We start from the raw sequence: 24,892 nt of genomic DNA on the forward strand, positions 1-24,892 counted from the left end.
GTAGGTGATGTCACGGCTGTCGCCGGGCTCGCCGACCCAGTGGATGGCGACCTGGTCGCCGTGGCCGTCGACGACGTGGCGGTCGACGCAGTTGTCCGCGACGTTCAGACGATCCGCGCGGCCGTCGGGCCGAGGATCGCCATCAGGAGCACGTAGGCCGTCGCGAGCGCCGCGAGTTCTCCGGTCACCGCGCCGGCCGCCACCGCCAGCCCGGCGATGACGATCGAGAACTCGCCTCGGGCGACCAACGCCGCTCCGGCACGCGCCCGGCCCATGTTGCCGATGCCTTGTCTTCGCGCGGCCCACCAGCCGGTGCCGACTTTCGTGAGCGTGGTCGCCACCGCCAGGACGACCGCCCAGCCGAGCACGGGCGGGATCGACGCGGGGTTGGTGTTGAGGCCGAACACGACGAAGAACACGGCCGCGAAGAGATCCCGCAGCGGTTCGAGCATGTGCGTCGCGTTCTCCGCCGTCGAACCCGAGATCGCGATGCCGAGCAGGAACGCGCCCACCGCCGCCGACACCTGCATCGCCGAGGCGACACCGGCCACCAGCAGCGCGGCGCCGAGGACCTTGAGGAGGAAGACCTCGCGGTCCGGGCTGTCCACCGCCGCGGAGACGTACCGGCCGAACTTCAGCGCGATCACCAGCACGACCGTGATCACCAGCAGCGAGATCCCGACCGCCTTCATCCCGCCGAGGAAGCTCACGCCGCCGAGCACCGCGGTGAGGATCGGCAGGTACAGCGCCATCACCAGGTCTTCGAACACCAGGATCGACAGCACCACCGGCGTTTCCCGGTTACCGAGCCGTCCCAGGTCGCCCAGCACCTTCGCGATGATCCCGGACGACGAGATGTACGTGACGCCGGCCATGACGATCGCGCCGATCGGCCCCCAGCCGAGGATGAGCGCGACGATGGCACCGGGCGCGGCGTTCAGCACGATGTCCACGACGCCCGCCATCCACGAGCGTTTCAGCCCGGTGAACAGTTCGGCCGCCGAGTACTCCAGACCCAGCAGGAGCAGCAGCAGGACGACACCGATCTCGCTGGCGAGGTGGGTGAAGTCGCCGATGTCGCCGAGCGGGATCAGCCCGCCCTGCCCGAAGCACAGGCCACCGATCAGGTACAGCGGGATCGGGGACATCCCGATCTTCCCGGCGAGGCGTCCCAACGCGCCCAGCCCGAAGAAGACCGCCCCGAGTTCGATCAAGGACAGTGCGGTGTGATCCATCCGCGATCAGCCGTACTTCAAGATCTTGACGGCGGCCTCCAGCCCCTCGGACGTCCCGACCGCGACGAGCACGTCGCCCGCGGTGAGGTTGAAGTCCGGGTTGGGGGAGGGGTGGACCTGACCGGCCCGCATCACCGCGACCACCGAGACGCTCGTGCGCGTGCGCATGGCGGTGTCGCCCAGCGTCCGTCCGTCGAACGGCGAAGAAGCCTTGATCGGCAGCTGCTTGGTGTTGATGCCAGGCAGGTCCCGGTGTTCTTCGGTGAGCTGGGCGACCAGCTGGGGCGCGCCGAGCAGATTCGCCAGCGCGCCCGCCTCGTCGGTGGTGAGCGGAAGTGAGGCCAGGCAGGCGTCGGGATCGTCCGTTTTGGACACGATCAGCTCGACGTGTCCGTCGCGATGGGTCACCACCCCGACACGGCGGCCGTGACGGGTGGCGAAGTCCTTGCGGACGCCTATTCCAGGGAGCGGGGTCACTTCGACGTTCACGTGAACAACGATAACTCACTGTCCGTTTTGCGCGGGGCGGATCAGGAACAACGCCGAGATCAGCACCATCACGGCGGCCGTCGCGCCGTGGATGCCGAACGCGGCTGCGGCGGAACCGTTGTGGGTCAGCACGATCAGCATGTCGCCGAGCGGGATGAACGCCAGCGTGAGGAGCGTCCAGCCCAGTGCGCGGACGTTCCGGAACACCAGCAGCGTGAGCACCACGAGTCCGGTGCCGATATCGCGGACGCCCTTGACCGCGAGGATCGGGTCGCCCTTCGACGGCATGACCGGCAGGCCGAAGCCGCCCGTCTGGGTCTCCGGGAAGAACACGTAGCCGGTGCCGAAGTAGAGGACGAAGAGCACGAGGGCGATGGACAGGGCGTAGGCGATCTTGATTCTGATCATGGTCTCCGACTCCGGAATCTAGCAGTGCTAGGAACAATGCAGACGCTAGCAATAGTGTCGGCAGATTGTCTAGCGCTGCTAGCAATCAGATGTGGCCCCTTCGCCGTGGGCGGTCGAGGCGTGTCCTCCGCCACCAGGCAGAATGGACGTCGATCAGATGAGCGACGGATGAGCTGAGGAGAGTTTCGGTGGCGGGAGCCCTGCGTGGTGTGGTCGCGATGGACGGCCCGTCCGGGACCGGGAAATCCACGGTTTCGCGGAAGCTCGCGACGAAGCTCGGCGCCGGCTACCTCGACACCGGCGCGATGTACCGCATGGTCACCCTCGCCGTCCTGCGCGCCGGAACCGACCTGGCCGACGCGGACGCTATCGCCGACGTCGCCGGGAAAGCCGAGTTCGGCATCGGGACCAGGCCCGACGAAGCGACCGTGACCCTCGCCGGCGAAGACGTCTCCGCCGAGATCCGCGGCTCGGACGTCACCACCGCCGTTTCGCCGGTTTCGGCCGTTCCCGCGGTCCGCGAACTGCTGGTCACCCGGCAGCGCGAAATCATCGCCGAGGTGCTCGGCCGGGTCGGCGGCATCGTGGTCGAAGGCCGCGACATCGGCACCGTCGTCTCACCGGAAGCCCCGCTCAAGATCTTCCTCACCGCCTCCGCCGAGGTCCGGGCCGCGCGCCGCAGCGCCCAGGACTCCGCCGCCGGTCGAGAGTCCACGCATGCCGTCGCGAAGGCGGCCGTGGAACGGCGTGACCGCCTGGACTCCACGCGGGCGGCGTCGCCGCTGCGCGCGGCCGAGGACGCCGTCGAGGTGGACACCTCGGCGCTCAACATCGACCAGGTGATCGTCGCGCTGGCGGAACTGGCCCTGCACCGCGGTCTTCTCGAAGGCTGCCCGGCCGAGGCCACCAGGTGACCGCGAAGGGACTGCCCGAGGGCGCGAGCGACCCGTACCACACCTTCGGCAGGGGCATTTCGAAGTTCCTCGTCCGGCCCGCGTTCCGCGTCCGGGTCCACGGTGGCGAGCGGGTGCCCGCGACCGGGCCGGTGGTGTTCATGGCCAACCACAGTTCGATGGCGGAACCGGCGCTGCTGTTCGGAATGTTGTCGCGGCGCACGGCGTTCCTGGTCAAGGCGGAGCTCTTCAAGGGCTTCGTCGGCTGGTTCTTCCCGAAACTGGGTCAGATCCCGGTGAAACGGGGCGCGGTGGACCGCAAACCGCTGATGGCGGCGGTCAAGGTGCTCGAGGACGGCGGTGCGGTCGGGATCTTCCCCGAAGGCACTCGCGGCCTCGGGGACGCCGAAAACTTCGAGCGCGGCGTGGCCTTCCTGGTCCGCGCCGGGAACGCGACCGTGGTTCCGGTCGCCACTCGGGGGACGTACAAACCCGCCGGCGCCAAGAGGCGTTGGCGGCCACGCGTCGACATCCTGGTCGGCGAACCTTTCACTCCCGACATCGGGAAGGGGAGGACAGGGCTGGAGGAGGGAACCGAGCGGCTTCGACTCGCGCTCGCGGACCTCGTGAAGGCACTGGACGAATGGCGCTTGGAGCACGGGCTCCAAGACACGCGACAGAATGTGAAGTAAGCAATGACAGAGCTTGACGGAGTCGGCGAGGTCGACGGCTCCTGGTCCGACGAGTCCGAATTCACCGCGCTCGACGCGCAGATCGCCGCGGGCGAGGCCGAGGAGGAGGCCCAGCTCGCGCAGCCGGTCCTCGCCGTCGTCGGCAGGCCGAACGTGGGCAAGTCGACCCTGGTCAACCGCATCCTCGGCCGCCGCGAGGCGGTCGTTCAGGACGTCCCCGGCGTGACCAGGGACCGAGTCGCCTACGACGCCTTCTGGGCGGGCCGCCGGTTCACCCTGGTCGACACGGGCGGCTGGGAGCCGGACGCGACCGGGTTGCAGGCCTCCGTCGCCGCGCAGGCCGAGATGGCGATGGCCACCGCCGACGCGGTGCTGCTGGTCATCGACGCCAGTGTCGGCGCGACCGCCACCGACGAAGCCGTTTCCAAGGTGCTGCGCCGCTCGAAGAAGCCGGTGCTGCTCGCCGCCAACAAGGTCGACGACGACCGCCTGCTCGCCGACACGGCGTCGCTGTGGTCGCTCGGCCTCGGCGAGCCGTACCCGGTCAGCGCGCTCCACGGGCGCAGCTCGGGCGACCTGCTCGACGCCATCGTGAAGGCGCTGCCGTCGATGCCGCGTGACGGCGACCGCGCGACCACCGGCCCGCGCCGCGTCGCGCTGGTCGGCAAGCCGAACGTGGGCAAGTCCAGCCTGCTGAACAAACTCTCCGGCGAGGAGCGGTCCGTCGTGGACTCGGTCGCCGGCACCACCGTCGACCCGGTCGACTCGCTGGTCGAGCTCGACGGCGAGACCTGGCGGTTCGTCGACACGGCGGGGCTGCGCAAGCGCGTCAACTCGGCCAACGGCGCGGAGTACTACGCCTCGCTGCGGACCAAGACCGCGATCGACGCGGCCGAGGTCGCGATCGTGCTGCTGGACGCCGCCGAACCGCTGTCCGAGCAGGACCTGCGGGTGCTGACGATGGTCGTCGAGGCCGGTCGCGCCTGCGTGCTCGCCTTCAACAAGTGGGACCTCGTCGACGAGGACCGCCGCCACGCCATGGTCCGCGAACTGGACCGCGGCCTGGTCCGGGTGCCGTGGGCGGACAAGGTCAACATCTCGGCGCTCACCGGCCGGTCCGTGCGCAAGCTCGCGCCCGCGCTGCGGACCGCGTTGAAGTCGTGGGACCAGCGTGTTCCCACCGGTCAGCTGAACGGCTGGCTGGCCGACCTCATCGCCGCGACCCCGCCGCCGGTGCGCGGCGGCAAGCAGCCGAAGGTGCTGTTCGCGACCCAGGCGGGCATTCGGCCGCCGACACTGGTCCTTTTCACCACCGGATTCCTCGAAGCGGGCTACCGCCGGTTCATCGAACGCAAGTTCCGTGAGCGATTCGGCTTCGAAGGCAGCCCCGTTCGGGTGAATGTCCGGGTACGCGAAAAGAAGCAAAAGCCCAAGGCCGGTGGTAAAGCGGCGGGTAAACCGACGGGGACATCGAAGAAGCGCTGAATTCTCACGATGTAGGTGAATAGTTCACAGGGTGGACACGCCGTTGACCTCGGTTTTCGGCGTGTCCACCGGTGAGCTTCGACACTCTGCCGAGACCCTCCCGAGATATGTCGTTCACCTGCGGTAAAGTTATCGGTCTGCTAGCGGGCGCCTCATTCGGAGAGCGAGCCCGAATGACGCACTTCGCGAAAGGTGTGTGATGGGCTTGCGCGCCCATGGTTATGCCCTGCCCGTGGTGATGAGCCGATGACACTGACCGCCGATTCCCGGCCGATCGCCTGTGTCGCCGACGTCACCGTCGCCCCGTCCCCGGCTCCCGTCGCCGACCGTGCCCTGTTCTGGTCAGGTCTGGGCGCCGGTGAGCGCACCCTGATCGACATCCTCGCCGAGACCGCCGCCCGCCACCCCAACGCGGGCGCGATCGACGACGGCGAGACCACGCTGTCCTACCGCAAGCTCGTCGAGGAGATCGACGCCCACGGCCGCAAGCTGACCGCCAACGGCGTCGGCGTCGGCGACCGGGTCGGCGTCCGGATCTCCTCCGGCACCGCGGAGCTCTACGTCGCGATCCTCGCCATCCTGTCCGTCGGCGCCGCCTACGTGCCGGTCGACGCGGACGACCCGGACGAGCGCGCCGAACTGGTCTTCGGCGAGGCCGGCGTCGCCGCCGTCCTCACCGACGGCGGCGCGATCACCGTGCTCGGCTCGCCCGGCGGGATCGAAGGCGCCCCCGCGCCGACCGACGACGCCTGGATCATCTTCACCTCCGGTTCGACCGGAAAGCCGAAGGGCGTCGCGGTCTCGCACGCGTCCGCGGCCGCCTTCGTCGACGCCGAAGCCCAGCTGTTCCTCACCGAGGAGCCGATCGGCCCCGGTGACCGCGTGCTCGCCGGCCTGTCCGTCGCGTTCGACGCGTCCTGCGAAGAGATGTGGCTCGCCTGGCGGCACGGCGCCTGCCTGGTCCCGGCGCCGCGTTCGCTCGTGCGCACCGGTGTCGACCTCGGCCCGTGGCTGGTCGCACAGGGCATCACCGTCGTCTCGACCGTTCCGACGCTGGCGGCGCTGTGGCCCGCCGACGCGCTCGAAGACGTCCGCCTGCTGATCTTCGGCGGCGAAGCCTGCCCGCCGGAGCTGGCCGAGCGCGTCGCCGTCGAAGGCCGCGAAGTCTGGAACACCTACGGCCCGACCGAGGCCACCGTCGTCGCCTGCGCCGCGCAGATGACCGGCGAGGGACCCGTCCGGATCGGCCTGCCGCTGGCGGGCTGGCAGCTCGCCGTCGTCAACGAGGCCGGCGAGCCGGTCGCGATGGGGGAGACCGGCGAACTGGTCATCGGCGGCGTCGGCCTGGCCCGCTACCTGGACCCGGAGAAGGACGCCGAGAAGTTCGCGCCGCTGCCCTCGCTGGGCTGGCGCCGCGCGTACCGCAGCGGTGACATGGTCCGCGCCGAGGCCGAGGGCCTGCTGTTCCTCGGACGGCTCGACGAGCAGGTCAAGCTCGGCGGCCGCCGCATCGAACTCGGCGAGGTCGACGCCGCGCTCCAGGCACTGCCCGGGGTGCAGGGCGCCGCCGCCGCGATCCGCCGCACCAAGGCGGGCAACCAGGTGCTGGTCGGATACGTCGTGCCCGCGGAAGGGGTCGCCTTCGACCACGACGAGGCCGCGACGCGGCTGCGTGAGCACCTGCCCGCCGCGCTCGTCCCGCTGCTGGCGCTGGTCGAGGACCTGCCGACGCGCACGTCCGGCAAGGTAGACCGCAACGCGCTGCCCTGGCCGCTGTCCACCGTGGACGCCGCGAAATCCGGTCTGTCGCCGACGGAGAGCTGGCTCGCCGAAGGCTGGGCGGAGATCCTGGGCGTCTCGGTCGACAACCCGAAGGCCGACTTCTTCACCAACGGCGGCGGCAGCTTGACGGCCGCCCAGCTGATCGCGCGGATCCGCACCCGCCACCCGCAGGTGTCGGTGAGCGACATCTACGCCAACCCGAAGCTCGGCGCGCTCGCGTCGATGCTGGACGCGCTGAGCGGCGAGAAGACCGAACGCCGCGACATCGCGCCGACGCCGCGCAAGGCCGGGATCATCCAGTCGCTGCTGATGATCCCGCTGATGGGCCTCGTCGGCCTGCGCTGGACCACTATCGCCGCGACGCTGTCGAACGTGCTGTCGCTGGCCGGTTTCGCCTGGGCGCCGACGCTGCACTGGGCGTGGATCGCCGCCGCGTGGGTCGTGCTGTTCAGCCCGGCGGGCCGGATCGCGATCTCCGCGGCCGGTTCCCGGATGCTGCTGCGCGGTGTCCGCCCGGGCAGCTACCCGCGCGGCGGGAATGTCCACTTGCGACTGTGGACGGCCGAAAAGCTCGCCGAGTTCAGCGGCGCGGACAGCGTCGCGGGCGCTTCCTGGATGACGACGTACGCCAAGGCCCTCGGCGCGCGGATCGCCAAGGACGTCGACCTGCACTCGCCGCCGCCGGTCACCGGCATGCTGAAGCTCGGCCGCGGTGCCGCCGTCGAACCCGAGGTCGACCTGACCGGGCACTGGGTGGACGGCGATCTCGTGCACATCGGCAAGATCCGGATCGGCGCCGACGCGCGGATCGGCGCGCGCAGCACGCTGTTCCCCGGCGCCCGGATCGGCAAGGGCGCGGAGATCGCGGCCGGTTCGACCGTCCGCGGCAACGTGCCCGCCGGACAGCGCTGGGCCGGTGCCCCCGCCGCCCGCGCCAGCAAGGACGCGTTGAAGTGGCCGTCGAGCCGCCCGCCGCGTTCGCGCTTCTGGGCGTCGGTCTACGGCGCGACCTCGGTCGCGCTGGGGCTGCTGCCCGCCGTCGCCGCCCTGCCCGCCGTCGCGGTGCTGGGTTCCGCGATCGCCGGTGCGCCGACGCTGGGCGCCGCGCTCGGCCAGGCGCTGCTGTTCACGCCGCTCGCGACCGTCGCGTACTTCCTGACGTACGCCCTGCTCGTGCTCGTCGGCGTCCGTTCGCTGAGCATCGGCATGGTCGAGGGGTACCACCCCGTGCACGGCCGCGTCGCGTGGCAGGTCTGGGCGACCGAACGGCTGATGGGCATGGCGCGTGAAGGGCTGTTCCCCTTGTACGCCAGCCTGTTCACCCCGGTCTGGCTCCGGATGCTCGGGGCGAAGGTCGGCCGCAACGTCGAGGCGTCCACCGTTCTCGCGCTGCCGAAGATGACCCAGGTCGACAGCGGGGCGTTCCTCGCGGACGACACCATGGTCGCCACCTACGAACTCGGCCACGGCTGGCTGCACGTCGCGCCCGCGCGGATCGGCAAGCAGGCGTTCCTCGGCAACTCGGGGATGGCCGCGCCCGGTCGTTCGGTGCCCAAGCGTGGTCTGGTCGGCGTGCTGTCGTCGGCCCCGCTCAAGGCGAAGAAGGGCTCGTCGTACCTCGGGATGCCGCCGCTGCCGGTCCGCCGGTCCGTCGGCGAGGCCGACACGAGCCGCACCTACACGCCGCCGCTGCACCTCAAGGCGGCCCGCGCGCTCGTCGAGCTGTGCCGGATCGTGCCGGTGATGTGCGGCGTCGCGCTGACCGTGCTGGTCGCCGCCGGGATCTTCGCGCTGGCGTCTTCCTTCGGGTTCCTGGTCGCCGTGCTGCTCGGCGGGCCGCTCCTGCTGGCAGCCGGTGCCGTCGCCGCGCTGACCGCCACCGCGATGAAGTGGCTGCTGGTCGGCCGGTTCCGCGCGATCGACCACCCGCTGTGGAGCTCGTTCGTCTGGCGCAACGAACTCGCCGACACCTTCGTCGAGGCGCTGGCCGTCCCGTGGCTGATCGGTTCGCTCGGTGGCACGCCGCTGCTGCCGGCGTGGCTGCGGACCATGGGCGTCAAGATCGGCCGCGGCGTGTGGCTGGAGACGTACTGGCTGCCCGAGTCGGACCTGGTGAGCCTCGGCGACGGCGCGACGATCAACCGCGGCTGTGTCGTGCAGACGCACCTGTTCCACGACCGGATCATGACGATGTCGCCGGTGACCCTGGACGAGGGAGCGACGCTCGGGCCGCACGGTATCGTGCTGCCTGGCGCGAGCATCGGCGCGCGGACGACCGTCGGACCGGGGTCTCTGGTGACCCGGGGCGACGCGGTTCCCGCCGACTCGCGCTGGCTGGGCAATCCCATCTCGGCCTGGACGAAGTAGGAAAGCGGGGTTCTTCCCGGGTGATTTCGAAGGCCTCCGCGCAGCCCTCGCCCGGCGCGGACACCTCCGGTGACTCCTATCTGCCCCGTCACGGCAACGGCGGTTACCGGGTCCGGCACTACGATCTGGAGCTCGACTACAAGATCGGTCCCAACCGGCTGTCGGCCTCTGCGGCCATCACCGCGGAGGCGACGCAGGCGCTGTCGCGGTTCACGCTCGACTTCGGCGAGTTCCGCATCAACCGGGTCCTGGTCAACGGGAAACCGGCGAAGTACACGCGACGCGCGCACAAGCTGCAGGTCAAACCGGCGAAGTCGCTGGCGATCGGCAGCGAGTTCCTGGTGGAGGTCCACTACGTCGGCAATCCGCGGCCGCTTCCCGGGCTGTGGGGCGACATCGGCTGGGACGAACTGACCGACGGCTCGCTCGTCGCGAGCCAGCCGGTCGGGGCGCCGTCGTGGTTCCCGTGCAACGACCACCCGGCGGACAAGGCGACCTACCGCGTCGCGCTGACGACGTCCTCGCCGTACCTCGTGGCCGTCACCGGGAACCTGGTGTCGCGGCACGAACGCGCGAGCACGACGAAGTGGGTCTTCGAACGGCCCGAGCCGACGCCGACGTACCTGATGAGTGTCCAAATCGGACGGTACGACGACGTCGAACTGGTCTCCGGCCCGCAGCCCGGCTGGCTCTCGCTGCCTTCGGTGTCGGCGTACCGGATCAGCCTCGACGGTGACTCCGTGCTCTCCTCTGTTCCCCAACGCGCTGCCGTGCCGCCGCGCCTGCGCCGTCCCTTCGAGCGAGACTTCGGGCGGCAGGGCAAGATCATGGACACGCTGCAACGGCTGTTCGGGCCGTATCCGTTCGGCGAGTACGTCATCGTGGTCACCGACGACGACCTCGACGACCCGATCGAAGCGCAGGGCATGTCGATCTTCGGCGCCAACCACGTCGACGGACGGCGCACGCACGAACGGCTCGTCGTGCACGAACTGGCGCACCAGTGGTTCGGCAACAGCCTGACCGTCGCCGACTGGCGGCACATCTGGCTGAACGAGGGCTTCGCGACGTACGCGGAATGGCTCTGGTCCGAGGAATCCGGCGGGCAGACCGCGCACGCGTGGGCGAAGACGTGGCACGCGCGGATGAAGGCGAAGCCCGCGGATCTGCGCCTCGCCGACCCCGGGGTTTCGCGGATGTTCGACGAGCGGGTGTACAAACGCGGCGGACTTCTGTTGCACGCCTTGCGTTGTGAGGTGGGGGACGCGGTGTTCTTCCCGCTGGTGAGGGCCTGGGCGGTGGAGAACCGGCACGGTCTCGTCGCCACCGCTGGGTTTGTCGCGCTGGCGGAACGCTTTGCGGGGCGGTCGCTCGCCGCTTTCTTTGGCGCTTGGCTGGACGCTCCGGCGCTGCCTCCGCTTCCTGCTTGAGGGGCTTGTCGCCCCGAGCGCCACGCTTGAGACGCTCAATGTCTCAAGCGTGGCGCTCGGGACGTACGCGAGTTGTCCACAGTGGGGCTGATGTGGCGAGTTGTCCACAGGCGTCGCCGGAGGGGCTGGCGGCAGGGGTGTTCGGAGGCTGACGATCTTCGTGTGCGAATCGGAGACTGGGCCCGTGATCACGAGGCTCTTCACGAAGTGAGCCGCGGCGGCGTGATCACCGTCGCGCAACTGGAGGCGTTCGGCGTTCCGAGGAGGACCTGCTACCGGCGGTGCCGGCCTGGTCAGCCTTGGCAGCGCTTGCTTCCCGGAGTGTTGTTGCTCGACTCGGGTCGGCCGACACGTCGTCAGCTTGTCGACGGCGCACTCCTTTACGGCGGGCCGGACGCGATCGTCACCGGTGCTGTGGTCTGTCGTTACCACGGGCTGAACGTGCCGCGGGTGGCTTCGGATCATGTCCATCTACTCGTACCGGAACCCTGCAAAATCGCCAGTACGGGCTATGTCCTGATCGAACGGACCAGGAGGATGCCTCAGCCTGAGTCGTCCGGTGGTGTGCCGATGGCGCCCCTTGCCAGGGCGGTCCTCGACGAGTGCCGCCGTTTCTCAGACCGCGATCCGGTTCGCGCTCTACTGACCAATTCGGTTCAGAAAGGCGGTCTGAGCCCGGCGGCGCTCGCGAGTGAACTCGAAAGGGGCCAGTAGTCGCGGCTCCGCTCTGCCTCGCGAGGTGCTGCGCGATGTACTCAGGGGTGCAAGGTCTGTGGCCGAGATCGACGCGATGGCGGTCTGGAGACGGACGAACTTGCCCGAGCCTCGCTGGAACCGCGTAGTGCACGACCGCTCCGGGAACTACATCGGGAAACCGGACGCGTACTTCGAAGAGGTCGAGCTCGCTTGGGAGATCGACTCCTATGACTTCCACTTCGCGAAGGAGCAGTACGCGAACACTCTCGACCGGAACGCCAGATACGCAGCAGCCGGCATCGCCGTCGTCCAGACACTTCCCGGACGGTTGCGATCCGAACCGCGTTTGGTCGCCGCCGAGATCACTGCGGCGTATCTCGCCGCAGCCGCGCGGTTGGAAGTACGTCGCGAGCGCCACGCTTGAGACGTTGAGCGTCCCGGGCGTGGCGCTCGGGGCATGCCGCCTGATGGGTATAGATCCGATGTATGAGTGGCAGCGAGAGAGGTGTTGTGGAAAAGTGCGGGGTCGCCAGGGCTTGATCTACGGTAAACGTAGTATGAATCTGGAGGCGACCCATGGGCGGGCTGTCCAGGCGATCGATGCTGAAGGCTGCCGCGGGGACCGCCGCGCTCGGCGGGCTGTGGGCTCAGGGGGGTGCTCCGGCGCAGGCGTCTCAGGCGTCCGGTGATGTCCACCGGAGAGTGGTCGACGACGCGCGCATGGTGTGGAAGCGCCTGCCCGAGAACTGGCAGGAGGGGCCGTTCCTCGCCAACGGCTTCCTCGGCGTCCAGATCTACGCGGGCGCGCAGCCGAACGTCCTCAAGGTGATGCTCAGCCATTCCCGTGTTCAGGACCAGCGCGGACAGTGGGAAGCGGGCATCGGGTACTCGCGGCTTCCGATCGGCTATCTCACCCTCACCTTCGCGGGCGCGATCACGGCGGTGGACTGGCACCTCGACCTGTACAACGCCGAACTCGGCGGCACGATCACCACCACCCAGGGGTCCGTCCGGTTCTCCGCGCTGGTCCACAACGACCAGGACCTCCTTCTCGTCTCGCTCACCGGAGCGTCGGCGGAGTGGGGTTTCACGCCGCTCAAGTCGGCGACGACCAGGACGATCCGCAAACCGCCGGACTACACGGCCAATCCCGATCCGAAGCTCGCGAGCGCGGGCGAGGTCCGGTACTGCGAGCAGCCGTTGCACGCGGGCGGTGGCTACACCACGGCGTGGCGTGAGCGGACCATCGGCACGCGACGTCTTCTGGCGGCGACGGTCGCGTACGGGTTTCCCGAACCGACCCACACCGCCGAAGCGATCAGCCGCGTCCACCGGGCGTCGGCGACGAACCCGGATCTGCTCGTCGCCGGCCATCGACGCTGGTGGAACGCCTTCTACCGGCGCAGTTTCGTGTCCATTCCGGACAAGCGGATCCAGCGGTTCTACTGGATCCAGCTGTACAAGACCGCTTGCGCCACCCGCGCGAACGGCCCGGTCGTCGCGGAATGGGGACCGTGGTTCCCGGAGGTCGGCAACAGCTGGACGGCGGTGTGGTGGAACCTCAACGTCCAGGTCACGTACCCGATCGTCAACAGCAGCAACCATCCCGAACTCGACGCCGTCACCGCGACCTTCCGCCGCGACCACGCCAACCTCGAACTCTCGGTCCCTCCCGCCTATCGGGACGGTGACACATACGCCCTCTCGCACCCGGGGGACTGGCGGTTGCGGCCCGGCGGCACCCGTGCGGTCGGGATCCCCGGCCCCGCCACGAAGAACGACCAGACCGGCAACCTGATCTGGGGTCTGCACAACGTCTGGCTCGCGTACCGGCACAGCATGGACGTCGGCGTCTTGCGCGACGTCCTGTACCCGACGCTCGCCAAGGCGCTCAACTACTACCGCCACTTCCTCGTCACCGGCCCGGACGGTTCACTGCACTTGCCGATGACACGGTCGCCCGAGTACGCCGACGCGGCCGACTGCACGTACGACCTGTCGCTCGTCCGCTGGGCCGCGCGCACCCTCGTCGCATCCGCGGCCAAGCTGCGCATCGACGACCCGCGGGTGCCGGCGTGGCGCGAGATCGGTGAGAAGCTGGCGGCGTACCACCAGGATCCCGTTCAGGGTGTGCTGATCGGCGACGGTGTCCCGCTCGCCGAATCACATCGGCACTTCTCGCATCTGCTCTGGCTTTATCCGTTGCGCGAGAAGCTCTGGGATCGTCCCGGCGACCGGGACATCATGCGCCGTACTTTCGCGCATTGGTCGAGCGTTCAGGACAAATGGCACGGCTACAGTTTCGCGGCCGCGTCGTCGATGAGTTCCGTGATGGACGCGCCCGAGGAAGCGTTGCGCTACCTGAAGATCTTCGTTGACGGGACCGTCGTGGCCGACACGCAGCTGACGCCGAACACGATGTACCGCGAAGGCGCGAACCTCGCGATCGAAAGCCCGATCACCGCCGCGCAGTCCGTTGTGGACATGCTCCTGCAGGGTGCTCACGGTGTTCTCAAGGTCTTCCCGTCGGTTTCGTCGACCTGGCCGGACGCGTCCTTCGAAAGCCTGCGCGCGGAGGGCGCCTTCCTCGTGGACGCGTCCCGCCGGAACGGCGCGACCGAGTGGATCCGGGTCCGCAGTGAGGCGGGGGAGCCGCTCACCCTCCAGCACGGGATCTCCGGCGACATCGACGTTCGTGACGGGCGCGGGCGGAGACTTCCTTGGCGGGCCGAAGGTCCGGGCACGATCTCGATTCCGCTGGGCCGTGGTGGGACGGCCGTCGTTTCGCGACGCGGCGCGCGTCCGGCGTGGGAACCGCGTGACGTGCCCGGCGACCGCGGAACTCCGGCGTGGGGACTCGACCAGGAGGTCCGATGACGGACATCAGCCGCAGGACGATCCTCGGCGGAGTGTTGGCGGGCGTGGCGGCGGCCGGGTTCGCTCCGTCCGCCTCGGCGGCGGAGAACGACTTCGCGCTCGGTGGCCTGGATTGGGCCGGTTTCCTCGGTGCCGCCGACCTGGTCTGGCGGAGGATGCCGAAGACCTGGTACGAGGGCCCGTTCCTCAGCAACGGGTTCCTCGGCTCGGGCATCTACGCCGAACCGGGCAGGAACGCCGTCCGGTTCAACGTCCAGCACAGCGAGGTGCAGGACCACCGGCCCGAGTTCGGGTCCCTGTTCGGGCTCGCGCGGTTGCCGATCGGCCATTTCACCCTCGAACCGGTCGGCGCCATCACCGGGATCGACTGGCGGATGGACCTCTGGAACGCCGAACTCAAGGGCACGATCACCACGGCCGCGGGCAGTCTCTCGGTGCGTGCGATCGTCCACACGGGACAGTCCCTGCTGGCCGTCGAGATCGAGCCGACCGAGGGCGAGCGCGGCTTCGCGTGGGTCTTCCACCCGGCCGAGGCGGTGAGCCCGAGAACGGATCCGAAATTCGGCAAGCCGCCACCCGCCGGATATGTCGCCAATCCGCCCGCGACACGGGAAACCAGCGGCGACAGCAGACTTTCCGTGCAGAGCCTGCTGGCAGGCGGCGAGCACGTCACGGCGTGGCGCGAGGTCGTCCGGGGGTCGAAACGCACGCTGTACACGTCCGTGGCCTGGTCGCATCCGAGAAGGACGGCAGCGCGAGAAGCGCTGACGACGGTCCGGCGTGCCGAACCGTTCGACGTGCTCGCGGTCGACCACCGTCGTTGGTGGCACGACTACTATCGGCGGAGCTTTCTGTCCATTCCGGACGCCCGGCTCCAGAGTTTCTACTGGATCCAGCTGTACAAGGTCGCCTCGGCCGCGCGCGAGGAAGCGCCGGTGATGGCGACCTGCGGACCGTGGCTGGAGCCGACCCCGTGGCCCGCGACGTGGTGGAACCTCAACGTCCAGCTGGAGTATTGGCTCATCCACGGCTCGAACCACCTGGAACTGGACGCGGTCAGTCACGCGCTCGGGAAGTACCGGGCGAACCTGACAGGCCAGGTCGCCGAGCCGTACCAGCACGATTCCGCGGGCATCCCGCGCACAACCGACATGACCCTGCTCAACGGCGCGGCGGGGACGAACTCCGGGTTCCCGGTCGGAGTCCCCGGCCAGGAGACGCCGACGCCGGAGGTCGGCAACCTCACCTGGGCGCTGCACAACGTCTGGCTGTCCTACCGGCACACGATGGACCGGCGGCTTCTGCGGGACACGCTGTTCCCGTTGCTGCGCAAGGCGATCAACTACTACCTCCACTTCCTCGAACCCGGCGCGGACGGGAAACTGCATCTGCCTGCGACGTTCTCCCCGGAGTACGGCGTCAACGCGCCCGACTGCAACTACGACCTCGCGCTGATCCGCTGGGGATGCAGGACGCTGCTGGAATCGGCGGCGGAACTGCGAATCGGCGATCCGCTCGCGCGGCGCTGGCGGGAGGTCCTGGCCACGCTGGTCCCGTATCCGGCCGACGCCGACGGCTACATGATCGGCGCCGGTGTGCCGTTCGCGAAGTCGCATCGGCACTACTCGCATCTGCTGCAGATCTACCCGCTGTACGAGATCACCTGGGAGCGGCCGGAGCACCGGCGGATCATCGAGACCTCGCTCGCCCACTGGGTGGGCTTCGAGGGCGCGTTGCAGGGCTACACGTTCACCGGCGCCGCGTCGATGTCGGCGCAGATGCTGCGCGGCGACAAGGCGGAGTTCTACCTCGGGGAGTTGCAGCGGCGCTACATCCAGCCGAACACGATGTACAAGGAGTCCGGTCCGGTCATCGAGACGCCGCTCTCGGCGGCGCAGTCGCTGCACGACATGCTGGTCCAGAGCTGGGGCGGGGTCATCCGGCTGTTCCCGGCCGTGCCCGCCGAGTGGGCGGACGTCGCGCTGCGCGACTTCCGTACGCAGGGCGCTTTCCTGCTCAGCGCGTCACGGCAGGGTGGCAAGACGCGCTGGGTCAAGGTGACCAGTGAGGCCGGGGCGCCTTGTGTGCTGCGGACGGACTTGGAGGGCGAACTGACCGTCCGCGACCGCTGGGGGAGGCCGAAACGCTGGCGGCGACTGCCGAACGGCGATGTCCGAATCGACCTGCGGCGCGGCGAGGAGGCCGTCGTGCACCGCGCCGGAGACCGGCCCGACCTCGAGATCCGGCCCGTTCCGGCGAACGGCGCCGCCACACCGTGGGGGATGCCGTGACTTCGCGCGGGGTGATAGGCGAGAGTGGTCCCTGTACTTCCTCTGGATGACAGGAGCGCAGATGTCCCAGCCGCCGCAGCCGGGCGAACCCGAAGGTCAGGTGCCCGGTTCGGGGGCTCCGCAGGGGCAGCCGTACCAGCAGCCCTATCCGCAGCAGCAGGGCTGGTACGGCGCGCCGCGACAACCGCCGCCCCCGAACAAGACGGCGCTCTGGATCGGGCTGGGCGTGCTGGGACTGGTCGTGGTGGTCGCCGTCGTGGCGATCACCGGCTTCGTGGCGCCGGGGTTCTTCCTGTCGGACTCGAAGAGCAAGGGCGCGGTCGCGTCGGCGTCCTCCTCGTCGCCGGCTCCGACGTCGAGCGAGCAGGAAACCGCCCCGTCGAGCCCGGTGCGGATCCCCGCTGACCGGGTTCCGGCACCGAAACGCCCCACGCCGCCCGCGGATCCGACCGAGTGCGCGTACCCGGCGAGCAGCAGCGGTGAGGTGCCGAAGAAGGCGACTCCGCCCGCCGCCGGACCGACCCCGGCGTCCGGCACGACGGCGGTCACGATCAAGACGACCGTGGGCGACATCGGACTGACCCTGGACCGCGCGCTCGCGCCGTGCACCGTGGCGAACTTCCTGTCGCTGGCGCCGCAGGGGTATTACGACAGCACCCCGTGCCACCGGCTCGCGACGTCGGGGTTGCAGATGCTCCAGTGCGGCGACCCGGCGGGCACCGGCATGGGCGGTCCGGGATACACGATCCCGGACGAGGTCTTCCCGGAGATCAAGTACGGCCGCGGGATCCTCGCCATGGCGAAGACCCAGGCGCCGAACTCGGGCGGCAGCCAGTTCTTCATGGTCTTCGGCGAAGCGGAACTGCCGCCGGACTACACCGTTTTCGGGACCATTTCCGACGCGGGCCTGCAGGTTCTGGACAAGGTCGCGCGGGGTGGGGTGGACGAGGCGGGTGGCGCCGGTGACGGGTCGGGGCCGCCGCGGATCCCGGTGACGTTCCAGTCGGTGACGATCGGCTGAGGCGGATGGGTGCCTAGCGAGCCGGTTCGCCGAGGTGCTTGAGGACCGTGGTGAGTATGTCTTCTTCGTGCATCGCGGCAAGCGCCTGAACCATGCTGCCGACACCCGCATCACCGACGATGAGTCCATCGTGGCACCAGAAGTACTTGCCACCCGAGTGCTCGCCGGTTTCCGCCCAGCGTGCCATGAGCCGTTCCACCTCGGCGACGGTGAAGATCGTCGCACTCCAGCGGGAGCTGTCGGGCAGGCGCACTTCGGCGTCCACGTTGCCCACTCGGCCGGGATCTTCGTCCGGGCTGATGAGAAAATCGATGTCGAACGCTTGCGTCCGGACACGGTAGTAGGGCCCGTCCCAGCCTTGGGAGATCACAGTGACAGTCGAACGCTGCACGGTCGCCAGGTTACCGGCCCGTGGGCACGGCGGTCACGAACGACCCGGTCCTACCGGCCTCCCACTATGCTGCCGTGGGTAGCACGACCACTCGAACCAGTCGCCGAAGAGGTAGGTGTGGCAGTGATACCACGCGAGACGCCGGTTCCCTCTGTCTTGAGAGACGCGGTTCGGCGATGGCGGGAACACGGTGAACCGCAGCAGCGGGCCTCCAGGTGGTCCCGCGGCTCCTGGCTCAAACAATTCCCGGGCCATCACTCGTTCCTCAGCGCCCTGCCGGACAAGATCGATCGGGCTGAAACCACCCGGCACGCTGGGAACGCCACGACTCCGGAGGGCGCGGAACAGGCATTCCTGGTCGCGATGATCTGGGGTTACGGGCCGGTCGGTTACGGGCCTTGGCGTACCGCGCGTGTGCTGACCGAGAATCCGCACGCGGCCGATCGGCTGGCAGAGGTGGCGATTGTCGCGCGGGACAGCGGCGGCCTTGCCGCGTTCCGTGATCTCGCGCGCGAGCGGCTGCGGTACCTGGGGGTGGCATTCGGTACGAAGTACCTTCGGTTCGTCACGGCCGCGCTGTCTCACGACGCAGCCCCGATCCTGGACGCCGTTGTCCGCCGGTGGCTCGCGACTCACGTCGGCTGGAGTCCGAATATCGACGATTGGCGGCCGACTGTCTACGAAGAGTACGTCGCGTTGCTGACTTCGTGGTCCACGGAGCTCGGCCTGAAAGCCGACAAAGTGGAGCAGCTGATCTTCGGCGCGGCCATCACCCGGGAAGGGTCAGCGCTCTGGAGCGAGCAATGGGCGAATTCCGACGGCTCGCAGCCGCCGGCGCGGATGGCGGAAGCCGCGCTCCTCGAACTCGAGCGCCTGTTCGACACCGCTGATCCCCAACGTGCTTCGGAAGCCAGGCATCACCTCGACGAACTGGCGCGGCTCATCCGACTTGGCTGGGCTGATTGATGCCGAACAAGGCCGAAGCGTTGCCCGAAGAGAACTTCTGACGGTCCACATCGGACGGAAGTTCATCGAGGAACGAGTCGATCTCCTCCCGCGTCGGCTGCTGGAAAGGATAGTCGGTCGAGAAGAGCAGCCGGTCGGTCGAAGTCACCGACAGGGCGTGCCGCAGCAGCGCCGGGTTGAACATGCCGGACGTGGTGATGAAGAAGTTCGACCGCAGGTAGTCCGACACCGGGCGCGCCAAGCCGCGGACGCGGGCCAGGCTGTCCGCCCGGTCCAGCCAGAAGAGCAGCATCTCGCCCCAATGGCCCAGCACGACCTGCAGGTCCGGATGCCGGTCGAAGGTGCCCCGCAGGATCAGCCGCAGCGCGGCGGTCGCGGCGTCGAGGTGCCAGCCCCAGCCGAAGGTGGCGAGGGCGAGATCGGTCATGGTGTCGAAGCCGCGGTACGACGCGTCGCGGACGGCCGCCGAGGGCAACTGGGGATGCAGGAAGACCGGCTGGCGAAGTGCCGCCGCCGTGGCGAAGAGGTCGTCGTAGGCGGGGTCGTCGAGGAAGCGGTCGCCCGACCGGCCGTAGACCATGGTGCCCACGTGCCCGAGGTCGGCGGCCCGCTTGAGTTCGCCGGCGACTTCCCGCGGCGACGACATCGGCAACGTGGACAGGGAGCGGAAGCGTGTCGGGTGCGTGGCGACGGCCGCGGCGGCGACGTCGTTCGCGGTTCGGCTCAACCGCAGCGCTTCTTCGGCCGGGAGTGACTGGGTTCCCGGTGGTGTCAGGGCCAGGACCGAGACGTCGATGCCTTGCGCGTCCATGGTCGCGATCCGGCCCGCGCCCAAGTCCCGCAGTCGCTCTTGGTGGTCCCCGAGATCGTTGAAGGCGAGGCTTTCGTCTCGGGCCTCGGCCGGAAGGGCGCCGAGGGCATCGGTCAGCTCCGGCAGGATCCAGTGCTCTTCGATCGCGATGAGTGTCATTTCTTCACCTTTTCCATCGTGTTCAAGCAGGGGATCGCCGCGATGACGGCGAGGACGGCGAGGACGGCGATGGTGATCGCCATCGGCACCGCGGAATGCCCGTCGCCCACGCTGACGAGCGGCGAGACGACGGCCGCGAGTCCGAACTGCGTCGCGCCGAGGACGGCCGATCCGGTTCCGGCCGCTCCGGGGACAGCGTCCAGGGCGATCGCCGTGGCGGGCCCCAGGATGAACCCCAGTGCCGAGACCGCGAAGAAGATCGGTACCGGCAGCAAAGCGACGCCGACCGGCAGCAGCGCCATGGCGAGCAACACGGCGGAGGCGACGACGAGCCAGACGACACCGCCGGTGAGGACGCGGCGCGGTTCGGCACGATGCAGCAGCCGTGACGCCGCCGCGCTGCTCAGCACCAGGCCGAGCGCGTTGAGCGCGAACATCAGGCCGTAGCCGACGGCGCTCATCCCGATGACCGACTGGTACAGGAAAGGCGACGCGGAGATGTAGGCCATCAGCACGCCGAACGAGAAGACGAGCGTCGCCGTGGGGGACAAGTACGCGCGGCTGCGAAGTGCCCGGAACCCGCCCTTGCCGGAGGCGCCTCTCCTTTCCCGGGGCAGGCTTTCCCGCACCATCGCCGCCGATCCGGCGAGCATCGCGACGGCCAGTCCGACCAGGACACCGAGGATTCCGCGCCAGTGGATCGCGTCGACCAGCAGGCTGCCCAGCAGCGGTGCGACCACCGGGGCCACCCCGCCGACGATCATCATCAGGCTGAACGCGCGGGCGGCGGCCCGGCCGGTGGCCAGGTCGGCGATGACCGCACGGCCGATGACCATGCCGGCCGCGGCGCTCAGTCCTTGCAAGAGGCGGGCGGCCAGCAGAACGGCGATGGTGGGCGCGAACGCGGCGAGGAGGCTCGCGGCGACGAACACCGCCGAACCGGCGAGCAGCGGCCCTCGCCTGCCCCATCGGTCGGACAAGGGGCCGAAGATCAGCTGCCCGGCCGCGAGCCCGAGCAGGAACGTCGTGAGGGTCAGCTGGATCGCCGTGTCACTGGTTTCCAGGTCGACGGCCATCCGCGGGAACGCCGCGAGGTAGAGGTCGATGCCGAACGGGGCGACGCTGGCCAGCAGGGCGAGCACGAGCAGCAAGGGGACCGGGATGGTGCCGCGGGACCGCGTGTCCACCGATGTGTCCACCGATTCTCCTATCGGATGATAGCTATCAACTGACAGCAAATGTACCATTGCCTGGTGGACGATGAGCAAACGTCACGGCTGTTCGAACTCGCCGACCTGATCCTGGCGGTGGGCCGTCAGATCCACGCGTCCAAGGAATTCGCGAACAGAGAGTTCGCGTCCGACTCCTGGACGCCCTTGGAAAGCGCCGTGATGCGGTTCATCGACCGGAACCCCGGCACCTCGGCCCGTGCCGCGGCCGAGGCCACCCAGCTGATCTCCAGCAACTTCAGCAGGGCGGTGCGCGGACTGGAGAAGAAAGGTCTCGTGCATCGCGAACCCGACCAGGACGACGCCCGGCGGATCCGGCTCTATCCCACCGCCCGCGCGCACGAGAACCTGCGGCAGCTCCGCGAGATCTGGAGCGGGCTGCTGGACGGCATCGTGTCCGACCCGGACGAGATCGAGGCCGTGACCTCGATCCTCCGGCGGATCGAAACGCGGCTCACCGCGAAATCCCTGGCCACTTCGGACACCGCCGGGAAGTCCGGGTAGCGAGCGGTCAGGGCAGGGACACGTCGACCCGCAGACCGCCGTCCTCGCCGGGGGCGGCGGACACCCGGCCGTGGTGCGCGAGGGCGATCGAGCGCACGATGGACAGTCCGAGCCCGGCTCCGTCGCGGTGGTTCGTGCGATCGGCGGTGAGGCGGCGGAACGGCTGGAACAGCGAGTCGACCACTTCGGCGGGCACGCGCTCGCCGGAGTTGCGCACGCTCAGCGCGGGTTCGCCGCCGACGCTCAGCTCGATCCAGCCGTGCGAGTGGTTGTACTTGATCGCGTTGTGGACCAGGTTGACGATCAGCCGTTCCAGCAGGAGCGGGTCGCCGGGCACGGTGCGCTCGGCGATGTCGCGGCGCACGGTGAGCTCGCGTTCGGCGAGTCGCTCGTCGAACTTCGCGAGTACCGAATCCACCAGCTCGTCCAGGCGCACCGGAACCGTGCCGGGCAGCCCCCGGTCCGCTTCGGCCAGCACGAGCAGCCCCTCGATCAGCCGTTCGTTGCGATCGTTGACCACCAGCAACTGGGCGGCCAGCCGCTGGACGTCCTCTCCGCCGCCGGTGACCATCGCGACCTCGGCGAGCGTCCGCTGGACCGCGAGCGGTGTGCGCAGCTCGTGCGACGCGTTCGCCGCGAATCGGCGCTGCCCCTCGAAGCCGACCGCGACTCGGTCGAGCATGCCGTTCACCGCGCCTGCCAGCTCCCGCATCTCACCGTCGGTCTGTTCCAGCCGCATGCGCTGACCGAGGTTCTGCGGTCCCAGCTGCTCGATCGTGGCGGTGAGATCGGGCAACGGCCGCACCACCCACGAGGCCACCGGGCGCCCGATCAGGATCACGAGCGCGACCATCGCGATGAGCGGCAGAGTCCACAAGAGCCCGCCCGCCGTGTCGGCGCAGCCGGTGCCCCGAGGGCAGAAATCTCGGTCCACGAAGGTCCCGAGCACCATCCCCGCCGACTTGGCGAGCGGGTAGAGCAGCACCAGGAGAGCGATGAACGCGCTGAGGAGGACCAGCTCGACCCGGCCTCGCACCGACGCCGGCGCCCGCCTCAGATACCCAGCCGGTAGCCCGCGCCGGACACGGTGTGGATCACCTGCGGTGCCCCGAGCTTCTTCCGCAACGTCATCACCGTGACCCGGACCGTGTTCGTGAACGGGTCGGCGTGCTCGTCCCATGCCTTCTCCAGCAGCTCTTCCGCGCTCACGGCCCGTCCCTCGGCCCGCAGCAACACTTCCAGGACGGCGAACTCCTTGGGGGACAACGACAACGGCCGCCCGTCCCGGGCCGCGAACCGTTTCGCCGGATCCAGTTCGACCCCGGCCCGGTCGAGCACCGGCGGCAGCGCCGGACGGGCTCTCCTGGCCAGCGCGTGCACCCGGGCGACGAGTTCGGCGAAGGCGAACGGTTTGGTGAGGTAGTCGTCCGCGCCGAGGCCGAGCCCGTCGACGCGGTCCCGGATGCCCGCCGCGGCCGTGAGCATCAGGACGCGGGTTTCGCCGTCACCTTCGGCGATCTTCCGGCAGACCTCGTCGCCGTGCACCACCGGCAGGTCCCGGTCGAGCAGGACGACGTCGTACCTGTTGACCACGACGCGTTCGAGCGCGGCGTCGCCGTCGTAACAGACGTCCACCGCCATCCCGAGGTGCCGCAGGCCTTCGGTGATGGAGTCCGCCAGCATCCGCTCGTCCTCGGCCACGAGTACCCGCATCAACCATTCCCCACGCGCCTCAGTAGAACGCCGGACGGATAAAGAACCGATAAAAACCGATCTTAACGGCTCCGGATCACCCTCCGCCTAGACCTGTCGCATGATCTTCGTCCGAAAGTGCGTGGCCGTGGGACTGGCCGGTTCCGGCCTGGTCTCGCTCGGCGCGTTCGGGGCGGGTGCGACACCGCGACACGATCCCTTCCTGTCCGGGCAGTGCCGGACGCTCGCCACCGTCGTGCTGTACTGCGGCCTCGCACTGACCCTGGTGTGTTGGGTCCGATTAGGACAGTCGACGAGCGCTCGCGAGATGACGCGGGCAGCCTGGCTGTGGTGCGTTCCGCTGCTGTGCGCGCCGCCGTTGTTCAGCACCGATCTGTACACCTACCTCGCGCAGGGCGCGGTCGCGCACGCCGGCCTCGACCCGTACACGCACGTCCCGGCCGAGGTTCCCGGTCCGATCACCGACAATGCCGCGGGCGGCTGGTCGTCCGTCTCGTCGCCGTACGGGCCGTTGCACATCCTGATCGTGAAGAGCGTGCTCGCCCTGACCGGGGAGAACGTGATCCTCGGTGCTTTCCTGACCCGGCTGGTGATGGTGGCCGGTCTGGCCTTGCTCAGTCTCGCTTTGCCTGTCCTCTGCCGGAGTCTCGGTGCCCGGCCGGAACGCGCGCTGTGGCTGACGGTGGCGAATCCGCTGATGGTGTTCTGCGTGGTTTCCGGCGGGCACAACGACTTGCTGATGGCCGGATTGCTCGCGTCGGGCACTGCGCTCGTGCTCACCCGGGCGCCTGGGGCCGGGTTCGCCTTGGTCGCGCTGGCCGCCGCGGTGAAGATCCCCGCGGCCGTGGTGTTGCCGTTCCTGGTGTGGGTGTGGGCCGCCCGGCGACCGGGTACGCGTGGCTTCTGGTTCTCGTTCGCGGCGGCTGTGTCCATTGTGGTCTCGACGTTCGGGCTGTGCTCCGTCGTCGCCGGGGTGGATCTCGGCTGGATTCGAGGCTTGAGCGGGAATTCGTGGCTGGAACCCTGGCTGTCGATCCCGACGGCGCTCGGGAAGATCGTGCGAGCGGTGCTGCCCGGCTTCGTGGACGCCGTCGCGGTGTGCCGGATCTCGGGCTGGGTCGTGCTCGCCGGTTCGGTGACGTGGCTGTGGTGGCGTTCCCGGGCGGGTGGCGCGGCCGCGATCCGCGGCGCGGCGCTTTCGCTGCTGGCGGCGGTGGTGCTGACGCCGGTGGTCTTTCCCTGGTACTTCACCTGGCCTTTGGTGCTCGGGGCGGCGGCCGTGTGGCCGCGCTGGTGCGTCGTGGCCGCGGCCGCCGCCTCGACGTGGCTCGTGGTGAGCACTCATCCCGACGGGGCGACCCTGCTGCCGCCGTGGGGGTTCGGGGCGCTGCTGGTGGTCTCGGCGGGCATGGGTGTCTTGACCGCCTGCCAAGTCCGTGAAGGACTCCTTGAG

Annotated in this window: 20 protein-coding genes and 1 pseudogene; 13 read left to right on the forward strand and 8 right to left on the reverse strand. The window is 69.3% G+C overall.

The window, feature by feature from the left end; all coding sequences use genetic code 11:
• Positions 1–104: 104 nt before the first annotated feature.
• Genes AB0N89_RS34025 through AB0N89_RS34035 form a run of 3 tightly spaced genes read right to left on the reverse strand, consistent with a single transcriptional unit; the run spans position 105 to position 2,132 of the window.
• A complete protein-coding gene (locus tag AB0N89_RS34025) occupies positions 105–1,235 on the reverse strand; it encodes a cation:proton antiporter (protein WP_364213439.1) in 1,131 nt (376 codons plus the stop codon).
• Between the two features lie 6 nt (positions 1,236–1,241).
• Positions 1,242–1,724 (reverse strand): cation:proton antiporter regulatory subunit, encoded by a 483-nt coding sequence (locus tag AB0N89_RS34030; RefSeq protein WP_005153480.1) that lies wholly within the window; start codon positions 1,722–1,724, stop codon positions 1,242–1,244.
• A 15-nt stretch (positions 1,725–1,739) separates the two neighbouring features.
• Positions 1,740–2,132 (reverse strand): DUF4267 domain-containing protein, encoded by a 393-nt coding sequence (locus tag AB0N89_RS34035; RefSeq protein ID WP_364213443.1) that lies wholly within the window; start codon positions 2,130–2,132, stop codon positions 1,740–1,742.
• 209 nt (positions 2,133–2,341) lie between these two features.
• On the opposite strand from AB0N89_RS34035, the gene cmk reads away from it, so the two are divergent.
• From cmk to AB0N89_RS34085, 10 genes are all read left to right on the forward strand, one after another.
• Complete coding sequence (cmk, locus tag AB0N89_RS34040; protein WP_364213530.1) at positions 2,342–3,046, forward strand: (d)CMP kinase; 705 nt, start codon at positions 2,342–2,344, stop codon at positions 3,044–3,046.
• The gene (locus AB0N89_RS34045) at positions 3,043–3,717 is read left to right on the forward strand and encodes a lysophospholipid acyltransferase family protein (protein ID WP_364213446.1); all 675 of its coding nucleotides are present in this window, start codon (positions 3,043–3,045) and stop codon (positions 3,715–3,717) included. Before cmk ends, AB0N89_RS34045 begins: the two co-directional genes overlap by 4 nt.
• A gap of 3 nt (positions 3,718–3,720) precedes the next feature.
• Positions 3,721–5,202 (forward strand): ribosome biogenesis GTPase Der, encoded by a 1,482-nt coding sequence (gene der, locus AB0N89_RS34050; protein ID WP_364213448.1) that lies wholly within the window; start codon positions 3,721–3,723, stop codon positions 5,200–5,202.
• A 246-nt stretch (positions 5,203–5,448) separates the two neighbouring features.
• Positions 5,449–9,351, forward strand: coding sequence for a Pls/PosA family non-ribosomal peptide synthetase (locus AB0N89_RS34055; RefSeq protein WP_364213451.1), 3,903 nt, complete (start codon positions 5,449–5,451; stop codon positions 9,349–9,351).
• Between the two features lie 20 nt (positions 9,352–9,371).
• Positions 9,372–10,781 (forward strand): M1 family metallopeptidase, encoded by a 1,410-nt coding sequence (locus tag AB0N89_RS34060; protein ID WP_364213453.1) that lies wholly within the window; start codon positions 9,372–9,374, stop codon positions 10,779–10,781.
• A 162-nt stretch (positions 10,782–10,943) separates the two neighbouring features.
• A complete protein-coding gene (locus tag AB0N89_RS34065; RefSeq protein WP_364213456.1) occupies positions 10,944–11,495 on the forward strand; it encodes a type IV toxin-antitoxin system AbiEi family antitoxin domain-containing protein in 552 nt (183 codons plus the stop codon).
• 58 nt (positions 11,496–11,553) lie between these two features.
• Positions 11,554–11,901 carry a hypothetical protein gene (locus AB0N89_RS34070; protein WP_364213459.1) on the forward strand — a complete coding sequence of 116 codons (348 nt, stop codon included), beginning with the start codon at positions 11,554–11,556 and terminating at the stop codon, positions 11,899–11,901.
• Between the two features lie 152 nt (positions 11,902–12,053).
• Positions 12,054–14,354, forward strand: coding sequence for a glycoside hydrolase family 95-like protein (locus AB0N89_RS34075; protein ID WP_364213462.1), 2,301 nt, complete (start codon positions 12,054–12,056; stop codon positions 14,352–14,354).
• Positions 14,351–16,645: a glycoside hydrolase family 95-like protein gene (locus AB0N89_RS34080; protein ID WP_364213465.1), complete on the forward strand. Its 2,295-nt coding sequence runs from the start codon at positions 14,351–14,353 to the stop codon at positions 16,643–16,645. Before AB0N89_RS34075 ends, AB0N89_RS34080 begins: the two co-directional genes overlap by 4 nt.
• A 61-nt stretch (positions 16,646–16,706) precedes the next feature.
• A complete protein-coding gene (locus tag AB0N89_RS34085; protein ID WP_364213468.1) occupies positions 16,707–17,666 on the forward strand; it encodes a peptidylprolyl isomerase in 960 nt (319 codons plus the stop codon).
• Positions 17,667–17,679: 13 nt separating this feature from the next.
• On the opposite strand, the gene AB0N89_RS34090 is transcribed toward AB0N89_RS34085, so the two are convergent.
• The gene (locus AB0N89_RS34090) at positions 17,680–18,057 is read right to left on the reverse strand and encodes a hypothetical protein (RefSeq protein WP_364213471.1); all 378 of its coding nucleotides are present in this window, start codon (positions 18,055–18,057) and stop codon (positions 17,680–17,682) included.
• 66 nt (positions 18,058–18,123) lie between these two features.
• Here AB0N89_RS34090 and AB0N89_RS34095 point away from each other — a divergent pair, with 66 nt between their 5' ends.
• On the forward strand, positions 18,124–19,023 hold the full coding sequence (locus AB0N89_RS34095) for a hypothetical protein (RefSeq protein WP_364213474.1): 900 nt from the start codon (positions 18,124–18,126) through the stop codon (positions 19,021–19,023).
• Here the strand turns inward: AB0N89_RS34095 and AB0N89_RS34100 are convergent.
• Both AB0N89_RS34100 and AB0N89_RS34105 read right to left on the reverse strand, forming a co-directional pair.
• Positions 18,998–19,993, reverse strand: a complete 996-nt coding sequence (locus AB0N89_RS34100; RefSeq protein WP_364213477.1) for an amidohydrolase family protein — start codon at positions 19,991–19,993, stop codon at positions 18,998–19,000. The two genes, AB0N89_RS34095 and AB0N89_RS34100, sit on opposite strands and share 26 nt — an antisense overlap.
• On the reverse strand, positions 19,990–21,192 hold the full coding sequence (locus AB0N89_RS34105) for a multidrug effflux MFS transporter (RefSeq protein WP_364213480.1): 1,203 nt from the start codon (positions 21,190–21,192) through the stop codon (positions 19,990–19,992). Before AB0N89_RS34105 ends, AB0N89_RS34100 begins: the two co-directional genes overlap by 4 nt.
• 54 nt (positions 21,193–21,246) lie before the next feature.
• Here AB0N89_RS34105 and AB0N89_RS34110 point away from each other — a divergent pair, with 54 nt between their 5' ends.
• Complete coding sequence (locus AB0N89_RS34110) at positions 21,247–21,726, forward strand: MarR family transcriptional regulator (RefSeq protein ID WP_364213483.1); 480 nt, start codon at positions 21,247–21,249, stop codon at positions 21,724–21,726.
• A gap of 7 nt (positions 21,727–21,733) precedes the next feature.
• On the opposite strand, the gene AB0N89_RS34115 is transcribed toward AB0N89_RS34110, so the two are convergent.
• Positions 21,734–22,762 carry a HAMP domain-containing sensor histidine kinase gene (locus AB0N89_RS34115; protein WP_364213486.1) on the reverse strand — a complete coding sequence of 343 codons (1,029 nt, stop codon included), beginning with the start codon at positions 22,760–22,762 and terminating at the stop codon, positions 21,734–21,736.
• 17 nt (positions 22,763–22,779) lie between these two features.
• The gene (locus tag AB0N89_RS34120; protein WP_364213489.1) at positions 22,780–23,439 is read right to left on the reverse strand and encodes a response regulator transcription factor; all 660 of its coding nucleotides are present in this window, start codon (positions 23,437–23,439) and stop codon (positions 22,780–22,782) included.
• Positions 23,440–23,539: 100 nt separating this feature from the next.
• Between AB0N89_RS34120 and mptB the strand changes: the two are divergent.
• Positions 23,540–24,745 (forward strand): annotated as a pseudogene (mptB, locus tag AB0N89_RS34125) (polyprenol phosphomannose-dependent alpha 1,6 mannosyltransferase MptB); the annotation flags it as partial.
• Between the last annotated feature and the right edge of the window lie 147 nt (positions 24,746–24,892).

Origin of the sequence: Amycolatopsis sp. NPDC089917 (assembly GCF_040684635.1) — a bacterium.
GTDB lineage: Bacteria > Actinomycetota > Actinomycetes > Mycobacteriales > Pseudonocardiaceae > Amycolatopsis.